The 20,650-nt window shown below is 52.7% G+C and carries 12 protein-coding genes; all 12 read left to right on the top strand.

Annotation, left to right across the window (positions count from 1 at the left end; genetic code table 11):
• The first annotated feature begins 40 nt into the window (after positions 1–40).
• Positions 41–1,042 carry a GTP 3',8-cyclase MoaA gene (gene moaA / locus RID21_RS18150; protein ID WP_350191241.1) on the top strand — a complete coding sequence of 334 codons (1,002 nt, stop codon included), beginning with the start codon at positions 41–43 and terminating at the stop codon, positions 1,040–1,042.
• Positions 1,043–1,075: 33 nt separating this feature from the next.
• Positions 1,076–2,248 carry an aminotransferase class V-fold PLP-dependent enzyme gene (locus RID21_RS18145; protein ID WP_350191239.1) on the top strand — a complete coding sequence of 391 codons (1,173 nt, stop codon included), beginning with the start codon at positions 1,076–1,078 and terminating at the stop codon, positions 2,246–2,248.
• Between the two features lie 389 nt (positions 2,249–2,637).
• Positions 2,638–4,338 (top strand): GspE/PulE family protein, encoded by a 1,701-nt coding sequence (locus RID21_RS18140; protein ID WP_145044428.1) that lies wholly within the window; start codon positions 2,638–2,640, stop codon positions 4,336–4,338.
• A 402-nt stretch (positions 4,339–4,740) separates the two neighbouring features.
• Positions 4,741–5,862, top strand: coding sequence for a type IV pilus twitching motility protein PilT (locus RID21_RS18135; protein WP_350191237.1), 1,122 nt, complete (start codon positions 4,741–4,743; stop codon positions 5,860–5,862).
• An 80-nt stretch (positions 5,863–5,942) separates the two neighbouring features.
• Positions 5,943–7,649 carry a GspE/PulE family protein gene (locus RID21_RS18130; RefSeq protein ID WP_145044426.1) on the top strand — a complete coding sequence of 569 codons (1,707 nt, stop codon included), beginning with the start codon at positions 5,943–5,945 and terminating at the stop codon, positions 7,647–7,649.
• Positions 7,650–7,712: 63 nt separating this feature from the next.
• On the top strand, positions 7,713–8,975 hold the full coding sequence (locus tag RID21_RS18125) for a type II secretion system F family protein (RefSeq protein WP_350191235.1): 1,263 nt from the start codon (positions 7,713–7,715) through the stop codon (positions 8,973–8,975).
• A 240-nt stretch (positions 8,976–9,215) separates the two neighbouring features.
• A complete protein-coding gene (locus RID21_RS18120) occupies positions 9,216–10,136 on the top strand; it encodes a prepilin-type N-terminal cleavage/methylation domain-containing protein (protein ID WP_350191233.1) in 921 nt (306 codons plus the stop codon).
• 54 nt (positions 10,137–10,190) lie between these two features.
• Entirely contained in the window at positions 10,191–11,240 is a 1,050-nt protein-coding gene (locus RID21_RS18115; RefSeq protein WP_350191231.1) for a type II secretion system protein, read from the top strand.
• A 5-nt stretch (positions 11,241–11,245) separates the two neighbouring features.
• Complete coding sequence (locus RID21_RS18110; RefSeq protein WP_350191229.1) at positions 11,246–12,586, top strand: pilus assembly FimT family protein; 1,341 nt, start codon at positions 11,246–11,248, stop codon at positions 12,584–12,586.
• Entirely contained in the window at positions 12,583–13,887 is a 1,305-nt protein-coding gene (locus tag RID21_RS18105) for a type IV pilus modification PilV family protein (protein WP_350191227.1), read from the top strand. The genes RID21_RS18110 and RID21_RS18105 overlap by 4 nt, the downstream gene beginning before the upstream one ends.
• A 52-nt stretch (positions 13,888–13,939) precedes the next feature.
• Positions 13,940–15,535, top strand: coding sequence for a PulJ/GspJ family protein (locus RID21_RS18100; protein ID WP_350191225.1), 1,596 nt, complete (start codon positions 13,940–13,942; stop codon positions 15,533–15,535).
• An 87-nt stretch (positions 15,536–15,622) separates the two neighbouring features.
• The gene (locus tag RID21_RS18095) at positions 15,623–20,644 is read left to right on the top strand and encodes a hypothetical protein (protein WP_350191223.1); all 5,022 of its coding nucleotides are present in this window, start codon (positions 15,623–15,625) and stop codon (positions 20,642–20,644) included.
• The last annotated feature ends 6 nt before the right edge of the window (positions 20,645–20,650 follow it).

The raw sequence follows: 20,650 nt of genomic DNA, 5'->3' as shown, positions 1-20,650 counted from the left end.
CACGTCAGCGTTTAACCGACGTCAAACGCGAGAGGCATTGATGGAACTGCAGAATCAGCTCATCGATTCATTCGGACGGGCGCATAATAACCTGAGAATCAGCGTCACCGATCGCTGTAATATCCGCTGCTTTTACTGCATGCCTTCGGAAGATGTCCAGTTCGTCCACCGCAGCAAGATCCTCTCCTTTGAAGAGATTGTACGATTCGTGCGACTGGTGGCCCCGCTCGGAGTCAATAAAATCCGCCTCACCGGGGGAGAGCCCCTGGTTCGCAAAAACATTCCTGAACTGGTCAAGATGATCGCCGAGATTTCCGGAATTCAGGATATCGGGATTACCACGAACGGAATTCTGTTGCCTCAATACGCGCAAGCTCTGTTCGATGCCGGACTCAGACGAATTAATATCAGTCTGGACGCATTAAACGCACAGAAATTCCAGGAGATCACCCGCCGAGACGATTACGAGAAAGTACGGGAAGGAATTCGTGCTGCTCACGCGGCTGGATTTGATCCCGTAAAAATCAATGCCGTCTCAATTCGCAATCTGACCGAAGACGAGATAGTTCCCTTTGGGCAGCTGGCCCGGGAAACCGGGGCGGAAATCCGCTTTATCGAATTCATGCCCCTCGATGCCGACAACAAATGGGAACGCGAGAAGGTTCTGTTCGCACAGGAAATCCGCGAAATCCTCACGCAGGGGATCATGCCGCTGGTACCTGTCGAGCAGACCGACAAAAGTGCCCCCGCATCAGACTTCGTGTTTGAAGACGGAGTCGGGCGAATTGGTTTTATTGCCTCGATCAGTAACCCCTTCTGCATGAGTTGCAACCGGTTTCGCCTGACTGCGGACGGCAAGTTAAGAAACTGCCTTTTCAGCCTGGATGAGACCGATATCCGCAAACTATTCCGTACAGACGCACCCGATGCGGAAGTCATCGACGCCGTGAAAAAGAGCATCGCTGCCAAAAAAGAGGGGCACGAAATCAATACCGCCCGTTTCATTCAGCCCGATCGTCCCATGTATTCCATCGGAGGCTGATCTCGCAGGTTCCTTCCTGACGGTGAACGATACATGAACGAGCAGCTGATCTATCTGGATAACGCGGCGACCAGCTATCCCAAGCCGGATACAGTTTACACCGCCATCGATGAATACAATCGCCACTGCGGTGCACCTGTCGGCCGGGGGGCCTATCGAAAATCGGTCGAGGTACAATCTGATGTAGATCAGTGTCGTAAGCTGGCAGCTGAAGTTCTGGGGGCGAGCCGACCTGAAGAAGTGAGCTTCACGTTTAATGGCACCGACAGTCTCAATACAGTGATTCACGGTCTGCTCCGCCCGGGCGATCATGTCATTACATCCGATGTTGAGCACAATTCCGTGCTCCGTCCCTTACAGACACTGAAACAGCGCTGGGGGCTGGAGGTCACATATATCCCCGCGAATGCAGAGTCAGTGGTCGATCCGCTCGCTTTTAAACAGGCACTCCGCAAAAATACCCGGCTCATCATTCTGAACCATGCTTCGAATGTCACCGGCAGCATTCAACCTATTGATGAAGTAGGAGAGATCGCACGCGAGGCGGGGGTACTCTTTCTGGTCGACGCAGCACAGTCTGTCGGGCATCTCCCTTTGAACGTTTCCGCGCAGCCGATCGACTTTCTGGCCTGTCCCGGCCATAAGGGGCTGCTGGGGCCCTTGGGGACAGGGCTGGTTTATATCCGGGCCGATCTGGCGGAGCAGGTTGAAAGCCTGAAGCAGGGCGGGACAGGAACCAGCAGCGAAGAAGAGACCCAGCCCCTGACTCAACCCGATAAATACGAGGCGGGCAACCACAACACTCCCGGCCTGGTTGGTTTAAAAGCTGCACTGGAATACCTGCAGGACAGAGGCCTTGAGGATATCAGGCGGCACGAACAGGAGTTGACGGGGTGTCTTTTGGAAAGCTTTCGTTCTCTTTCTGGCTTTGAAGTGCCCGGACCGCAGGAGGTAGCAGACCGCGTGGGGGTGGTCAGCCTGATCAATCAGGCGGTGGAACCACAGGTGCTGGCATCGATTCTTGATGAAAACTTCGGGATTCAGGTTCGAGCCGGTCTGCACTGTGCTCCGCGCATTCATGACTCAATTCGTTCCGTAGAGTGGGGGGGCACGATTCGCTTCAGTCCCGGGCCTTTTACAACACGGTCTCAGATTGAGACAACGCTCTCTGCCATGCAGGAGCTGGCTGTTTCTTTTTCAGTCTGATCCCCGTTAATGACGATGAGTGAATAGAGACGCCTTTTTTGGCGTAAAACCTGCCGGGGAAAACTCTTCGAGTATTTTATGTATAGCAATTACTTGCTTGACACTCTTCCTCATTCACTTCAAAATTAAAATAGGCAATTCTAGCTCGACCTATCTGCAAACTATTATCCTGAACGAAACATGATGAACCGAGATTAATCAGCTCAGTCGAACTGAGTTTGATCGGTGCTGGAGTCGTAACAGGAGCCTGTTTCTGCCGAGCGAATCGCCTTGAGTTCATAGAAATTTCACAAACCAGATCGAACCAGAGTCTTGATTCCCTGCATGCGTTATGGGACAAACAAAAAGCGTTGCTGGTGAAATCTGATTCTATTCCGTGGAGAAATTGAATGGCCGATGATTGGATGCAACAGTTAGTCGATGATGGATATCTTGGTCCCGCACAGCTGGACGAAGCTTCCAGTCTGGCCAGTTCAATGGGAATTTCTCCTGGGGAAGCGCTGGTCAAGCTGGGCTACGTCGGAGCCGAGGTGATCGCCCAGGCCCAGGCATCCATGTATGGTTATGAGTTCGTTGAGCTGGAAGGCCTGGAAATTCCCCAGTCCGTGATCGAACTTGTGCCGGAGTCCATGGCCCGTGAAAACACGGTAATTCCAGTGGGGATGCGGGGGGATTCACTGCAGATCGCCCTGCACGACCCGATGAAGTACGAAGTTCTGGACAAGTTGCGGTTCATTATCAACCGCGATATCGATGTGGTGATGGCCCCCATCGAAGCGATTCAGGCCGCAATCAACCGGCATTATGGTCAAAGTGAGACTGAGTCGGTCGATACGATGCTGAAAGAGTTCACTGAAACTCAGATCGATATCACCGCGACCGAGCTGGCGACGTCCACCAGTGTAGAAGAAGAGGACGAGAGTGCCCCTGTTATCCGCCTGGCCAACCTGATCATTAGTGAAGCGGTTAATATGCGGGCCAGTGATATTCATGTCGAACCCTTCGAAGACCGGATCCGAATTCGGTACCGGATCGATGGTTCCCTGATCGAACGGGACAGCCCGCCCCGCCGTCTGCTCTCCGCCCTGGTCTCCCGTTTCAAGATTATGGCGAAAATGGATATCGCTGAGAAACGTCGTCCGCAGGACGGTCGTATCAAGACCACTATTTCCGGTAAGGACTACGACCTGCGTGTCAGTATTCTGCCAACCAACCATGGCCAGGCAGTGGTCATGCGTATTCTGGACCGGGATAACATTAAAGTCGGGATTCGAAACCTCGGTTTCTCGGAAGAGAACTACCGCCGCTTCCAGACGATCATTCGGCGCCCCAACGGCATCTTTCTCGTGACGGGGCCTACGGGGAGTGGTAAGACTACAACTTTGTATAGTGCTCTGGGTGAGCTGAACCGACCCGACCGGAAGATCATTACCGCCGAAGACCCGGTCGAATACTATTTGCCTGGTATCAATCAGGTGGAAGTGAAGCACAGCATTGGTCTGGATTTTTCCCGAATCATTCGTGCTATGTTGCGACAGGCCCCCAACGTGATCCTCGTGGGAGAAATTCGCGATGTGGAAACTGCTGAGATGGCAATTCAAGCATCTTTGACAGGACACTTGGTATTCAGTACCCTACATACGAACGACGCGCCCAGTTCTATTACACGCTTGATCGACATGGGTGTTCAGCCGTTCCTTGTGGCTTCCAGTGTGATGGCGGTCATGGCACAGCGTCTGGTGCGTGTTGTCTGTGGTAAATGTGTGGAGCAATACACACCCGATCCAGGGGAGCTGGAGTACCTCGGTATCACCTCCAGCCAGATGGAGAAAGCGATCTTCAATCGAGGCAAGGGTTGCAACACATGTTCACACACAGGCTTCAAAGGGCGTAAGGCGGTTTTTGAACTGATGATGATGAATTCCGCTATACGTGAGATGACTTTCCGCAGTGAGGCTTCACAAAACATTCGGCGGCAGGCCATCCTGCACGGGATGAAATCACTTGCAGAGGATGCTACTGATAAGGCCCTGCTGGGCATCACAACACTCTCGGAAGCAATGAAGCTGGCTAAGGGCATGGATTCTTAATCTGGTCGCGTTCAGACACTCTGTTTCAGGAGCATTTTAAGGGCAATCACCCGGTTCCAGGTGCTGATCGTTCTGACTTTTCATGTGAAGATATTGATCTAAATTCCCTGATTTTGTTGAGTTTTGCCTGACATTACCGGATAATTACATCGGATTCGCACTCAAAAGCGGCCCGAATTCATAAATACATTTCTAAATCGTCTTATCTAAATCTACGTTATTTTGTTCTCGGATAACTTGTTACATCAGGTGGTTCACGGAAAGCCGGAAGTTCATGATCGTTCTGAGAAAAGGATTGCCTCAAGTCACAGAATGATCCTCGATTTCCGGCGTTGATCTCATTTCCGATCTTCGTCGAACACGCTCCAGATCCAAATATCGCGTTTTCAGAAAGTACTTTGGATGGCAACAGTTCAGATTGATAAATTGCTGGAGACTGTCGTTAAAGAAAAGGTGAGTGACCTGCACATCACCACCGGGCAGCCTCCTGTTGTACGCGTCGGGGGCCGGATGGTCCGCCTGGAAACCAAAAGTCTGGAGCCGGATGATACCGTCGCGTTGATGAAGAGTATCACACCCGAGCGAAACCAGCAGGAACTGCAGGAAGTCGGGGGGACCGACTTCGGATTCGCGTTTGGAGAAAAAGCGCGTTTTCGAGTGTCCGTCTTCAAGCAGCGTGGCCAAATCGGTATGGTGCTGCGTCGAATTCCCAACGAGTTCCTCACGTTCGAACAGCTGGGGCTGCCCAAAGTGATTGGTGACCTGCTGGAACGCCCCCGTGGTCTGTTCCTGGTGACCGGTCCAACGGGGTCAGGAAAGACTACCAGCCTCGCGAGTATGATCAATCATATGAACGACACGATGGATCACCACATCATCACGATGGAAGATCCGATCGAGTACTATCACCAGCATAAAAAATCGACCATTAACCAGCGTGAGATCGGCGTGGATGTGCCGACCTTCCCCGAAGCGCTGCGTCGTGCTCTGCGACAGGACCCGGACGTGATTCTCGTGGGGGAAATGCGAGACCTGGAAACCATTTCAGCGGCGATCACCGCTGCGGAAACGGGTCACGTTGTGTTTGGAACGTTGCACACCACTGGTGCTCAGGGAACGGTAGACCGAATTATCGACGTGTTCCCCACCAGTCAGCAGGACCAGATCCGCACGCAGCTTTCCAGCTCGATTATCGGGATTCTGAGTCAGGCGCTGATGCCTAAGAAACCCAAGGGGCTGGTCGCCGCTTATGAAATGCTGGTCGTTACACCCGCGATCGCGAACCTGATTCGTGAAGCGAAAACCTATCGTATCAACTCCAGTATTCAGACAGGGCGTAAATTCGGGATGCAGCTGCTCGACGATGCGTTGTTCAATCTCTGGCGCGACGGGTTGTGTGAAGAAAAAGATGTTGTCATTCGCTCCAATAATCCAGGTGAGTTGAAAGCCAAGATTGCGATGGCCAAGAAGGGCCTCCTGGAAGATGACGATGAAGACGACGAAGACGATGACTTTGAGGATTGAGATCAAAACAGAAAGGCGACACAGTGACGTCGTCCTTTTCTGTCTGGAATAAACTAGGTGTTAATCAGAGGTAGACACACATGGCAGCACGACGCCTTGGTCAAATCATGGTCGATCTGGGATACATTTCAGAAGATCAGTTATGGGATATTCTGGAAGAACAGAAGCAGAGTCCGGGGGAAGTGATCGGCCAGGTGGCGATCCGCATGGGCCTCGTGACTGACGAGCAGGTCACCCAGGCACTCGCCGAACAGTGGGGTATGCCTGTTGTTGAACTGAGTGAAACCAATATTCCTCCCAAGGTGCTGGAACTGGTTCCGGAAACGATGGCCTCGATTTACAAGATCATGCCCGTTTCCCTGAAAGACGGCGTGTTGACCGTCGCCATGGCTGATCCTCAGAACGTGGCAGCCCTCGATGACCTGCGTAACTTTCTGGGATACGATGTCCGCGGTGCGGTTTCGAACCTGAAAGATGTTGAAGCGGCCATCGAACGACATTACTCCGAGCATCAGGACAGCATCGAAGACGTCATCGGAGCTATCGAGGATGAACTGGGTGAGGAGACCGGCAAAAACGTCTACAACATCACCGATACGGATGAACTCGTCGATGCGGCTCCGATTCGTAAGCTGCTCAACATGGTCATGCTGCTGGCGATTAAAGATAAAGCTTCCGACATCCACATGGAACCGTTTGAAGATGAATTCAAGATCCGTGTTCGCGCCGACGGTGTGCTGTATGAAATGGTTCCTCCTCCCCGCCACCTGGCGAATGCCATCGTCTCCCGTATCAAAATTATGGCCGACCTCGACATCGCCGAACGGCGTCTGCCGCAGGACGGTCGTATCGAATTGAACGTCGGCGGCAACCCGGTCGACTTGCGTGTCAGTGTGCTGCCTACCCTGTTCGGCGAAGCGGTCGTTATGCGAGTTCTGGACCGGACCGTGGTTCAGCTAGACCTGAATAAAATCGGCATGGATCCGAATACACTCACCCGTTTCCGCGAAATGATTCATCGCCCCAACGGGATCGTACTGGTGACCGGCCCGACGGGGAGTGGGAAAACCACGACCCTTTACTCGGCGTTGAATGAGCTTAACGTCATCGAAGAAAAAATTATTACAACCGAAGACCCGATCGAGTACGACATCGACGGCCTGATTCAGGTACCGGTGAATCCCGATATCCAGGTGACCTTCGCATCAGTGCTGCGGGCGATTCTGCGACACGATCCCGACCAGATTCTGATCGGTGAGATTCGTGACTACGAAACCGCCGAAATCGCGGTGCAGAGTGCTTTGACCGGTCACCTTGTATTCAGCACGTTGCACACCAACGACGCACCGTCGGCGATCACTCGACTGCGTGATATGGGGGTTCCGACCTTCTTGATCACCGCGACGGTTGAAGCGATTCAGGCACAACGTCTGGTGCGAACCATCTGTAAAGAGTGCCGGACCGAGTTCGAGCCCAGCGATGAGTTGCTCATGGAACTGCAACTCCCCATCGAGCAGGCACGACAGTACAGCTTCTACTATGGAAAAGGTTGTGCCACCTGTAATAACTCGGGATACAAAGGCCGTACCGGTCTGTATGAACTCATGGACGTCACCGACGAAATTCGCGACCTGATCACCGAGGATGCGTCGGTCGACGACATTCGAAATGTGGCACGCAGCCAGGGAATGACCACGCTGCGTGAAGCCGGGCTGAAACTGATTTTTGACGGAGTCACCACGATCGACGAGGTCGTGCGGGAAACCGTTATGGAAGATATCGAATAATCTGCTACCACCAGGTACATGCAAAACACACTTTTTCAAGACGACTAATGACGGAGTAACGCCATGCCGGTTTATCAGTATGAGGCCATGGATAACACAGGGCTCGAGGTCAAAGATACCATCGAAGCACCTTCCGAAGCCGATGCCCAGACCATGATCAAAGAGAAGGGCTTTTTCGTTACCAAAATTGCTGAAAAAGGCCGCGGCAAAAAACAGAAAAAAGGAGCAGGCGGCAAAGGGGGGGCAGCTGCCAAGAAAGCCAGCGCCAAGAAAGGTGGGTTCTCCATCGGCGGCGTGCGTCCCAAACAGCTCTGTACCTTCACCCGTCAGCTATCCACGCTGCAGGACGCTGGTCTGCCGATCCTGAGAAGTCTGCGAATTCTGGAATCGCAGGCCAAACCGGGGCCGCTCAAAGCCTCCCTGGATGGCGTTATTGAAGATATTGAATCGGGGAACACGCTCTCCGAAGCCATGGCCAAGCAGCCTAAGTGCTTCGATAACCTGTACGTCAACATGGTGAAAGCCGGTGAGGCCGGTGGTGCGCTCGAAATCATTCTGCAGCGTCTGGCCGAGTTCAAGGAACGGGCCCAGAGTCTGAAGAAAAAAGTGCAGGGGGCGATGATCTATCCGGTCGCCGTGATCACGGTAGCCAGTTTGATCGTGGGCTTCATCATGTACTGGATTATTCCGAAGTTCAAAAAGATCTTCCTCGACTTCGGTACTGAACTACCCGGTATTACGCTCATGCTCATGAATGTTAGTGATATTGTGGTGAACTACTTCTATCTTTTCCCGGCCGTTCCGATTGCGCTCTGGATCTTCATCAAGATTGTGAGGAAGAACAAGAAAGGAGCGTTTATTGTCGACTGGATTTCGCTACGAATACCCTTGTTAGGGAAAATTATCAGTAAGTCGGTGACCGCGCGAACCTGTCGAACGCTGGGGACATTAATTTCATCCGGGGTACCCATTCTGGAAGCGATTATCATCGCCCGTGACACGGCGGGGAACATGGTCTTCCAGAGGGCCTTCGATACGATTTATGCCGCGATCCGCGAAGGGGAGACCATGGCGGTTCCGCTGAAGGAAGCCCGCATCGTGGATGATATCGTGGTCAACATGGTGGACGTGGGTGAAGAGACCGGTGCGCTCGATGACATGCTCTACAAGGTGGCGGATGTGTACGACGAAGAAGTCGCTGTGCTCGTGGACGCCCTGGTGAGTCTGCTGGAACCTCTGATGGTGATCGTACTGGGGCTCATCGTGGGGTTCATCGTCATCGCACTCTTCATGCCTCTGATTAAATTGCTCAACGATTTGTCCTAGTTATATCGTAGTATTTTGAGAGGGGTGTTGCAGAATAATACAGTTTTTCGCCCCTCTCTGATACTGCCTGAATGGTGATAAGTTGTTATATAAAAATGACTTAACTTAAATAGTGAAAGTCGGGCATAAAATTTGCCCTATATATATTGTAGAAAAGTCCCGGCTGAACCCGCCTGTATCAGGCAAACGGGATGTTTTCTAATGCTAAAATGAATCAATGAAAAGAGTTAGGAGTTAAAAATGCAAAAACGGTCGCCAAATGCCCCTTCGGCGTCGCAGCACAACAGGAGTGCGTTTACTCTGATCGAGCTCATGATTGTGATCGTGATCATCCTGATTCTGATCGGCCTCCTCATCCCCGCCGTAGGTGCCGTCCGTCTCCGAGCACAGCAGGCGAACGTCAGAACGGAAATTACCAGCCTGGAAGGTGCCATTACTGCCTTCAGGCAGGATTTCGGTATGGATCCCCCCAGTGGCATCGTGCTCTATGAATCCGGCAGTGCCACCTGGGATCAGCGCAGCAAAGGACTGATCCGCAAAATGTGGCCACAGTTTAACTTCGGCCTTGATAAAGATATCAACGGGGATGGGGACACCACAGACGTGATTGCACTGAATGCAGGGGAATGTCTGGTCTTCTTCCTGGGAGGTGTTTCGGAACGGGCTGCTGATGGCACGTTTCGGGTGTTTGGCTTCTCAAAAAATCCAGCCCGTCCTTTTCTAAATCCCGGCCATACTTCAGCAGATCCAGGTTACTCTGCTTCTCTGACAGCGACGAATTCCGGACGTCTGGGGCCCTACTTCGAATTTGATAACAGTCGTTTTGTTGATACAGACGGTGATCTTTCCCCCGAATTCCTTGATCCCTTTCCCAGTCAACAGAAGCCTTATATCTACGTCAGCAGCTATGACGGACGCGGCTATCGCGTGGCGGATATTACCGGGACAGGTATGACCAGCGTCTATTTCCAGGGAGATCCTTCAACGACTCCGTCGACTAACAGTACACCTTTCAAGCCCAAGTCATATCAGATTATTTCACCCGGTGCTGACTATCAGTTCGGGACCGGCGGCAATTATGACGCCAATAAAAACTTCCCGGCCGGTCGGACTGTTGAAGCAGACAATATCACCAATTTTGTCGGCGGGGCGTTGAAGTAGTCAGTAGTTCATAAATTCATTTGTGTCTCTCTCATCAATGATGTCAGGTTTTCAATGCGTCGTAATATAACTCATCAATCTGTTCGATCAGCGCGAAGCGGTTTTACGATCGTCGAGTTGTTGGTGGTCATTGGCATTCTGCTGTTCCTGATTGCTACGTCCGCATTTGTGGTTCGCAACATCGGGAATAAAGCGCGTGAGAAAAAGACCATGTCGACCATCGTCAAAGTGAATGGTCTGATGCAGGATCGCATCGAAGCCATGCGGAAAGCACTCGACTCCACGAAAAACCAGCAGCAGCTGCAGTCCCTGGTGGGGCAGAAATATACATCGCTGGTGAACAACTACGGTGCAAAATACCGCAGTATTCCCAAGCCGGTCGTCGAAATCCTGGTCCGTAAAGACATCTTTCGACAGAACCTGCCTCAATATGTCGCGGAAAATCCGAGTGTCAATGCCGCCATGGACGCCCAGCAGGGGGTCGCTTCTGGTGCTGCCGGAAATCTGGGGGCCGATGCTGGTGCCAGTATCAGTTCGGAATACCTGTATTACATCCTCACCAAACATGAAACCTATGGGGTCTCGCCGGTCGGGGAAGATGCGTTTCTCGCATCGGAAGTTGCCGACACTGATGGTGACGGGCTCATGGAGTTCGTCGATGGCTGGGGCAAACCACTTCGGTTCTACCGCTGGCCGACCCGTCTGATCAAGCCTGATGGTTCGACTATTCGGCGGGACATTGCCAGTGCCTTCTTTAACGGACTGCCCCCCGCTTCAGCAGCCGGATTCAACGAAGCAGACCCTATGAACGTTGACGCCGACGATCCTCAAGGTCGGATCCAGCACGAAAACAATCGTTCGGGGGATCTGCTGACGCCGTTATTTAACAGCAGTGCAGACTCACAGTATGTGACCGGTCAGTATGGCGTCATGAATACATTCTGGCTGCCCCTGATCGTTTCCGCTGGCCAGGATGGCATCCTGGGGCTGCAGGAACCGCACGACGAAGTCAACACGGGTGTGCTGGCACAGCCGGTCATTCCTATTGTCGAAGGTGTCTTCGATAATATTACCAACCACAATCAACGAGCCGGAGGAAGGTAACGTCTATGTACGCCTTTCATAAGGACAATCAGTTACCGCTGCGATTCACATCAGAACGCCGCACTGGCTTTACGCTGGTCGAGCTGCTGGTCGTGATTTCCATCCTGGCGATTCTGGCCGTGATGACCGTCTCCTCGATCAATCTGGCACTCTCCAGCGATGTGACGCGGAGTGCCTCACGACAGGTTCAGTCTTACCTGGCGGGGGCTCGCGACCGGGCCATCTATGCCAAGGAACCCCGGGGGGTTCGTTTCCTGGTTGATCCGAATAATCCAGCCATGGTGACCAGCATGGTTTATATCGCGCCCAGCCCTGACTGGAGCCAGGGTGTGATTCGCCTGGAACGCATCGATACTATCGGTGATGGCACACCTGATACGATCCTGCATGTGCGTGGTGATGGTACTGACTGGAATTTCCTTTACAACCGTGGTCAGCTGGTGGATGGTGCTCGGATCAAGATCCCCGGCGATGCCAGCGGATCCTGGTACACTATCAATCTGAATCAATCACCCGTGACCGGGGGAACCGAAATCCTCCGCCTGACGACAGCCTACCGGGACCCGGGTACGTCCGATACCTCTGAAGTTGTGGCCTTCGCACCCGGCAGTGGTCCTTCGACCTATCTGCTGGAGCTGCCCCCTGTGGTACTTTCAGGAGAAGAGCCGACACTGCTTCCTAACAATACCTGCATCGACCTCGATCGTTCCTACCTGCCCGCCAGCTGGCGGATTACAGGTGTGTCTGGCGGTGATGATGGTCAGCCCGGAAAAGCCGGCGTTAATGATGATGGTTCCGGCGGTACCGATGACAATGGTGAATACCTCTGGCCCGGATCAGATGATATCCGTCTCTATTCCAGCCAGCTTGACCTGATGTTTTCACCCCGTGGCTCCGTTTCCGGCAGCGAAGCGGGAGGGGGCAAGATTCATTTCGTCATCGATACCATTGAAAATGCCCGGTCGACCTGGCTCTCAACCACAGGCTATTCCGAAGGGGACCGCGTGCTCTTACCTGCCCGGTACATCACGCCCGGTACCCTTGATTGGGATATGAATTTTAAACCTTACGATCGCATGTATACGGCAGTGTCATCCACCGGCACGAGTGGCAGCAACCCCTCCATTTTCATGGGAGCAACTGCTCGCACCGAAGGCGCCACCTTTACCGATGGCGGTGTCACCTGGAAAGTGGAATTGAATTCGACTCCTTCTTTACTCTCCATTTTTACCCGCACGGGGAATGTCAGCGCCTATCCGCTGTTCTTCGATAACGCGGTCAGCGTTCCTACCGGACAGGCACCTGATGTCTTTTACTATGCAGAATCCGGGGAGACCGCCAAATGAAAACATTCCGTTTCAAATCAGGCCAACCCGTTCTTCGCACTCCCGGTTCACAGCAGCGCGCCGGTGTGACGCTGATGGAAGTTCTCATGTCAGTCATGATTATGAGCATCGGTGTGGTTTCCCTCGCGTCCCTGTTTCCGATTTCCATTCTGCGGGGAGTCCAGGCGACTCAGCTGACAAACGCGACCGTATTGCGTTACAACGCGGAAGCACTCATCGATTCCTTCCCGACTCACTTTGTCTTCGATCCGGATGGCACTCTGAATGCGAACGGGCATATCGCCCATCAGCGGGCAAACCGCAAATACGTGGTGGATCCCCTCGGTGCCTACTATGCCTCACTGGATGGGACCGGCCTCGAAGCCCGGTTCGGTAACGATGGCTCCAGCAGTCCGTTTCCAAACATCCGTCGCTTCAATGCAGGCCTGACGACACAGCTGCAGGCGTTGAATTTCTTCACCCAGCAGGACAGCTGGGATGAACTCTATTCCGGAATTCCAGCTGGAATCAACGGGGCACGCGACACGATTACAATCGATGCCAACGATATCGCTTCCGGGGTTGTCAACCTGGATGAAGTCTCACAGATCGTCACTCCGGCAACCGGGTCGGCCGTCGGTGGGCGGATTCTGATTTACGATACCACCGGTAAGCAGATGCAGGAACGTTTTATTACCGGCGCGAATATCAACAGCGGTGCAGCGACAATCAGTTTTTCTGATCCGCTGCCCAACAACGGTCTGTATGACAGTATTTCCAAGATCCGTCTTGAGACACTCGATCCACAATACTCCTACCTGTTGACCGTCCGTCGTTCGATCGCCAGCGATATCGCCTCGGTCGATGTCGTGGTTTTCTTCCGTCGCAACTTTTCACCCGAATTTGAAGCAGTTCACGAAGTCGAAAACTTCGTTGCCCAGTGGTTACCAGGTCCCGACGGGGACTGGGGAATCTCGGGGGTGGATGACGACAACGATGGTTCCACCGACGAACAGGCAGGAGAGCAGGGGGCCGCTGGGTCCGATGATTACCGGCGGCGTGCCTTCCGCGTTCGCTTTAACACGAATGTGGATCCACCCAATCTCAAGCGGGGCGGTTATGTCTTCGATACCATCAACGCCCGCTGGTACCGCATTCAGAAAGTGGATAACTATCCGATCGGTAGCCCCACAGCAGATATCACACTGGATCAACCCATCATTCAGTCAATCAACCCCAGTGCAGATGACACACCGGCTTCAGGTCTGATCCTCATGCCGCACGTCGTACAGGTTTATCCGTTAGGCAACAAAACACGCTAGTATTTGAAATCAATAATGACAGTCAGTCATCCGTTATAAAGCGAAGTTATTTATGAACACCTTTCACATCAGACAACAGGGGCCTACAGATCGCAGCGCCGCCAATCGCGGCGTCCGCGCCGGTTTTACGCTGGTCGAAATGCTGGTTTCAGTCGCCCTGGTCCTGCTGATGATGTTGATGTTTACCGAAATTTTCCAGCTGCTCTCCGGGTCCATGACCACGCAGCGGGGGATTTCCGAAAACGATCAGCGGGAACGTCTGCTGGTCACCGTGCTGAAAGCAGACCTGGATAGCCGTACGTTCCAGTACCTGCTCCCATTCAGTAACTATCAGACTTTCACAACGCCCGCAGGCGTCAATCCTGCTCCCACCGATCCCCGCAGCTATCTGTACCACAAAGAGGACCGGAAAGGTTACTTCTACATTTCGGAAAATGATCCGAACGATGATACGGATGATTTCATTCAGTTTACGGTTTCCCGTTATGCGAATCCGTCTCGTGCAGACGACACCGAAGATTTCTATTACGGTAAAGCCGTCGATCTGAGTGGTCGTGCCCCCAGTGGTGGAACGACTCTGTCACGCCATCCCAACCAGCCGGAGGCCGATGACGGTCGTATTACCGCCGATGGAACGTCGCAGTCTTCTGCAGCCGAAATCTCCTACTTTTTGCGGGGCAGCAATCTCTATCGACGGGTCATGTTGATTCGCGAACCGCTGGCGCTTTCCAGCACGCAGACGGCACAGCCTATAGCCTCAGATAACAATAGTACGCCCTTCTTTCTGAGGTCAACCAGTACTCCCGGTCCTCTGTATGGGGAAGCATATACTTCCGGCGACAATTTCTGGCGTGACTTTGATTTCTCGGCCTTCAGGGATGTCGTTGATCCGATGAACCCTTATGTCCATTTTCATGACCTGAGCGAGCTGAAAAATAACGACCCGACCGGGAGTGAAGTGCGGTATCCACTTGGTATGCCGCAATATCGGTTCGGCTTTAATCACGGGACAGGCCTTTCCCGCGAATTCGTACCCAGTTCTGCCGGTTCGAACCCGGAACTGTTCATCGGACGGTTCACCCATGAAGAGACTTCACATCGGCACTTCAACTACCCACAGGATCTGACAGATTCTTCTATCGGTGGTGGCGGCAATCCCATGGATCCGTCCGGCCCCTCCCTGCTGGTCAATCCCAACGATCGTGTCATCGACCTGCTCCGTAACGGATCGCGTCGCTCAGAAGACCTGGTGCTTTCCAATGTGCGTTCGTTTGATATCAAAGTCTTCGATGACGGTGCCCAGGACTATGTCGATATCGGCGGTGCAACCGCGGTTCGCTTTGCTCCGGGCGCACGCCAGAACACGGTTCACGGCAACAATGTATTTCAGAACGTATTTGATACCTGGCACGTTCGGGCCGTCTCCAGTGGTGGCGATCAGGATCCACCTTATCCGATGTTGTCCGATTCAACAGTTTCCGCTGTTGCGCCCCAGGTTCCCGTTTACGATCTGGCTAACCAGACACCAGTTCCCAGGGCTGCTCCCCTGACATCGATTCGCATCGAAATTCGCTACGAAGATCAATCCAGTGGACAGCTCAGGCAGATGACCCTCATTCAGCCGTTGCGGAATAAGGGTGAAGGTTAACAGACACAACTCAGCAGGCAATTTCCCCAATGTGCCGAATCCGGGCCACGGCCTTTGGTCACTTTGGGAGGTTTTGAGATGAAACCCATGAAGCTTAAACAAAAACAGAACAATGAGACTCAGCTGAACCGGTCCCGACGCGGATCGACGTTGCTGGTCGTGATCGCCCTGTTGGCGATGCTCTCCCTGCTCGGGGTAGTCTTCTACACCTTCGCAGCCCAGGAAGAGCGGAGCGCGCAGTACTTCACAGAAGCCTCGCTCAACGAAGCCGACCCCGGCCTCGATGCCGATGTTCTGTTCAACTGGGGTCTGGAACAACTCGTCAAAGGCCCCGAGAATGGACTTTACAACAGTGCATTGGCGACCGGATTAACAGAGGAAACAATCAATCGGTATTCCATGTTGACTAACATGTTTGGTTCTGACCTACACCCGTTTAATGGGGAGGGAATTAACGTCATCATGGATACCTCTGGGATCGTGGCGGTTGACCAGGATTATAATACGACCCCTGACAATGCCGTATTCAAAAATATCAATCTGAGCCCCACCGCTTACAATGGAGTTACATATCCAGATACGGCCACTTTTCCGAAGCCGGACGTCGATTACACGGCTCCCGATATCAATAACCTGTTCCTGGCTTACGACGGGTACACGCTTTTAAACGGGAATTGGAGTCGGGTTGTCATTCCGTCTTTCCTCAGGCCACAGTTTTTACGAAATAGTAATACTGGTGTTCATGTCAATGACTGGTATGAGAATGATGGTTCTGTTCTTCCTGAACAAGAAACAACAAGAATGGTTTTACGTCCGCATCCCAGCCATGTTTTCGTGGCCCCTGATGGCACTATTACGACGACACCTCGATTCACGAGCTCGTTCCCTTTTCAGCCGCTGACGAATCCCGGTGGGAATGCGACCACTCATGGCGAACTGGGGATCTTCACGAATTCCTTCAACCTCGGAGCTCCGGTCGTCGAACTTGATGTCGACAACGACAGCGACGGTCTGCTGGAAGGGATCTGGATGGACCTCGACTTTCCGCCGATTCAGAGTCCCAGCGATCCAACCAAATATATTCTGCCGCTGTTCTCGTTTACCGTTTACGATATGGACGGCCTGGTCAACCTGAATACGGCCGGCAACATGCGACGCCCCGGCGATATCGATCTGAACTACACTCCCAGTAATAATTTCTTTGGCGAGCACAGCTCGATCTATACCGACAAGTATCTGTTCCTCTCCCGGTCCAACATGGGGCTCTCCTCACCCGGGGAAGTCAATCCCCAGTGGGTACTCAATGCCCGTCCGGAACTGGAAACCTCAGGCGGCGATTTGAAATCATCCGCCTCAGCAGCCGACGTCTTCCAGCAGCATCGTCTGTTCTTCGGTGGCTATCCTTACCCACATGGTGCTATCGCTTCACCTCGTGCTTATGCGGGGGCAGGCGACTTCCAGACGGCGTATGAAAACACCCGGGACTGGCGTGAAGTATCGAACATGGAATACTTCTTCCTGAACTTCGGACGGCCCGAATTCACTGCACCCAGTCCGATCGCCAATGGAACTCAGAGTGATGTCATCGACCTCTACGCCGGTCGCTGGGGCGAACCCAACCGGATGTACGATGCACTCCGCACCAATCCCACAGACAATATTTACATCGTTGATGCCAGCGGGTCCCCCGTGGTCGCCTTCCCGCGAGCCGGACAGACCCTGGTCGATGATAACGCCAACCGTTACGAAGGGGGCGTCCTCAGTGGATCCCTGGCGGGCAACCGGGCGAACGTGCATTCCTTCATGCATCCCCTGGCTTTCAATGGTTCGGGGAGAGTCAACAAAACCGGTGCGAGCTACCGTCAGGCTCTGGTAGGCTATAACGGCTGGAAAGGCTATCAGGATTTCGAGATTGCCGGCGGCATCCGTTACAACAGCGGACTGACCTTCTTCAAGGATTCCGTCGCCGATTCCTCAGCGAGCTTCGGCGTCCTGATGGACGATGCTGATGAAATTACCGTCGATATGGAAAAGGTACAACGCCCCTATGATGAACCTTTCACCCCCGACGATCTGGCCTTTCTGCATATGAGCCAGACCGACCAGGATGACACGGGCGTCAACTCCCGCCTGGAAAACCTGCTGCCGTTCAACTTTGGCCGGGCAGCAACCATCAATAAACGTGGTAATCAGATTCGTAAAAAATTCACCACGATGAGTTGGGACCGCAAGCAGTTCGGTATGTCTGCTGTACCCAGTTTGCGTAACTGGGAGTCTGCTGGTGGTACGCTGTTTCCACCTACTTTTCCATCTGCCACAGTAGATCCCTTTAGACGCGAGTTACGTGCATTGCTAAATATCAATTCTAACTCAGATGATACCGCTAAATTGCAGATGAGGTTGAATGTTAACGAGCTTTTAGTTTTCGAGGATACAGGTACAGGACGTACAGTGACGACTCGTCCCTTGACTCCACATCCTGGTGAAGATGTTGATGATGATGGTACTCTTGACCCGGGAGAAGATCTGAACGGGAATGGTCAACTAGATGCGCTCCCTGCTTCGAAGATTCTTTATAGAACTACACCATCCACTGAATGGCGAGGTAATCCTGCGGTATTGCCATCCTACCCTCCTCAAGCCGAAAATTCGATGTCTCTGGCAAACAACCAGGAGATCTGGGCTCGTTATGACCGTCAGCGGATGGCACGTGATTACTATGTTATGCTCTACACGTTTGGTGGCGGAAGTGACTCAACTCAATACACCCTAAATGCGACTCCTTACACGCCTTCACAGCTCAGAGAAATGGCTCAGTTTGCTGTCAATCTGGTTGATGCTCTTGATCCTGATGATGTAATCACACGCTTCGAATATGACACCAATTTATCTGATGGTTGGAGTCTAGATGATAACCCTTACACAGATGAGGGTGGTGATCGTGCGGAGGTGTTTGGTGTCGAAGCACAGAAATTGACGCTCAGCGAATTTCTGGCGATCAAAGCGCCCCGGGTCGAGGACTCTTCGTCAAATCCAGTCAATCATGATGCGACCGACTACGATGACGAAAAAGATCGATACTTCTCTTACATCGAGCTGCGAAATGCGAGCACCCGTACCGTTAGTTTTGCCAATGATGCCTGGCAGATTCGTTTGGAGCCTAAAGTTCAAACCGCACCCGAAGACTATGCTGATCTTGATGGTTTGGGGCACGGAAATGACTGGCTTGATGATGTACCTGCCGAACTTGCTGGTGGTTTTGATGATTCACATAAAAGAAGATTAACCCTTCGTAGCGGCACCGTTCCCGGAGGAGGTATTTATAGTATTCGTTCCGCGGGAGATAGTGAAAACATAGACCCGATGTCAGGGATGCCCCGTAAGAGTTTTCTCCGCGTTGATCCCAATTTCTCTGGAGGTGCGCCAACCTTCTCAATTATTGTCCCCCGAGACACTTCGAGTCCCGCGACGGATTTGATTACCGATGATGATGCCAGTGACTTCAGGTTGACTAGTGAAAACGACATTGTTACTCCATTAGCCAATCGTGGTGATTTTCTGAATGGCTCTAATACTGTACCTTCTTCAGGAGAAGAATTTGACACACTAACCTTTGTTGTACGTCTGATGAGGCGTGCTCATCTGGGGCGAGACACTCCAGCCTTCAATACTGCTGCTGACGAAGATAACCCATGGGTGGAAGTCGACAGTATGGTCGTTTCTGCGATAATGAATGAGTTCGCGTTGCAGGAATCGGATATGAGCACGCAAATTCAAACTCAGTTAAATCAACTGCAAAGTTATGAACGGTCTCAGCCGCTCTACGCTCGTGGTATCGGGCAGGGATCTCACGCAGCAGGTAGTTCTGGGACAGGTTACCGTGCCAACACAGTAGGAACGACCAACTCCAATACCGGGGCCGGTGATCTGGGCCCTGATGGGTTGCCAGGGATCGCGACGTTCGATGATGACGGCGACTCGACTCCGGACAACGCTGCGGAACGTGGCTGGGCCTTTTCTGACGATCACCCACGATTTGATGTTTGGCAACCCCACTTTGACCGTGATTTTGCCTCAGTGGTCGAACTCTTCTCGATTCCAGTTATCGGCCCCAATCGTGTAACCCGTGACTTGGCAACAGAAAATGGGTGGCAGACCAGAACTGATACGTCCGTTAGTGCAATTAAAAATGACGATGTTAAATTCGCTGGAATACAGAAATTTTTGGATCCGAGTGGCCCCGATGATGGTGTTGCAACTGATGACAACCGCTGGTATCGACTACTCGAATTTGTCGAGGTTCCGACACGAGCTCACCTGCAACTGGGAAATCCGCTGGCAGATCCTCGCGTGCCAGGACGCATCAACCTGAATACAATCCGGCATCCTTCAGTCCTGGCTGCGTTGCTGGATGATTCCGATGCCTTTTTACTGAATCTGGCGATCAATGATCGGAACCCACCACTGGCTGCACCGCACCTGGGTGGTGCTAACTGGTGGGAGCAGTTCCAGAATTCTCGAGATCCTATTTGCTATGGCATACCTGGTCTTGCTGGGAGTGAACCCCGTATTCCAGGGAATCCCAAGGTGGTCAACGAACAGGCGGTTCCCTTCCGCAGTCTCCAGAGAAACATTCCAACGGGGGGGGATCAGACAGCTGTTCGGAATCTGCGTGAAAATACGATCTATCGTAGTCTGCCAGCTGATTTCAGCTCAACGAATTACAACCCCAGACTACTGTTTGAAGTTGCTACGGGAGGCGAGCACCTGGGGACAGTTGCTGCCACAAACAAAGTTGACTTCCATACGCGTAATCGTCTGTTATCCAAGATTGCTGCGAACACGACAACACGGAGTAACACGTTTGTGGTCTTCATGTCAGTCGCTTACTTCGAAGCCTCTGGTGCAGGAACCACGACGTATGGCAGTCCGGTGCAGATCGGGGGGCGACTGTCACCCTTTGATCCGGCTCGGACCGCGAACCAGCCTGACTATCGGGGCTTCTTCGTCATCGATCGGACGCGGGCAGAGCAGGCATTTGAACCCAGCACGGGTAAATTTGACCACTGGAAAAACCTGATTCGTTACCGTCACACGATTCAACAATAAAACGAC

The sequence above is a fragment of the Gimesia sp. genome, assembly GCF_040219335.1.
In the GTDB taxonomy this organism is placed as follows: Bacteria; Planctomycetota; Planctomycetia; order Planctomycetales; family Planctomycetaceae; genus Gimesia.
Note: the sequence above shows the minus strand (reverse complement) of the source record. Positions and strands in the feature narration are given on the sequence as shown.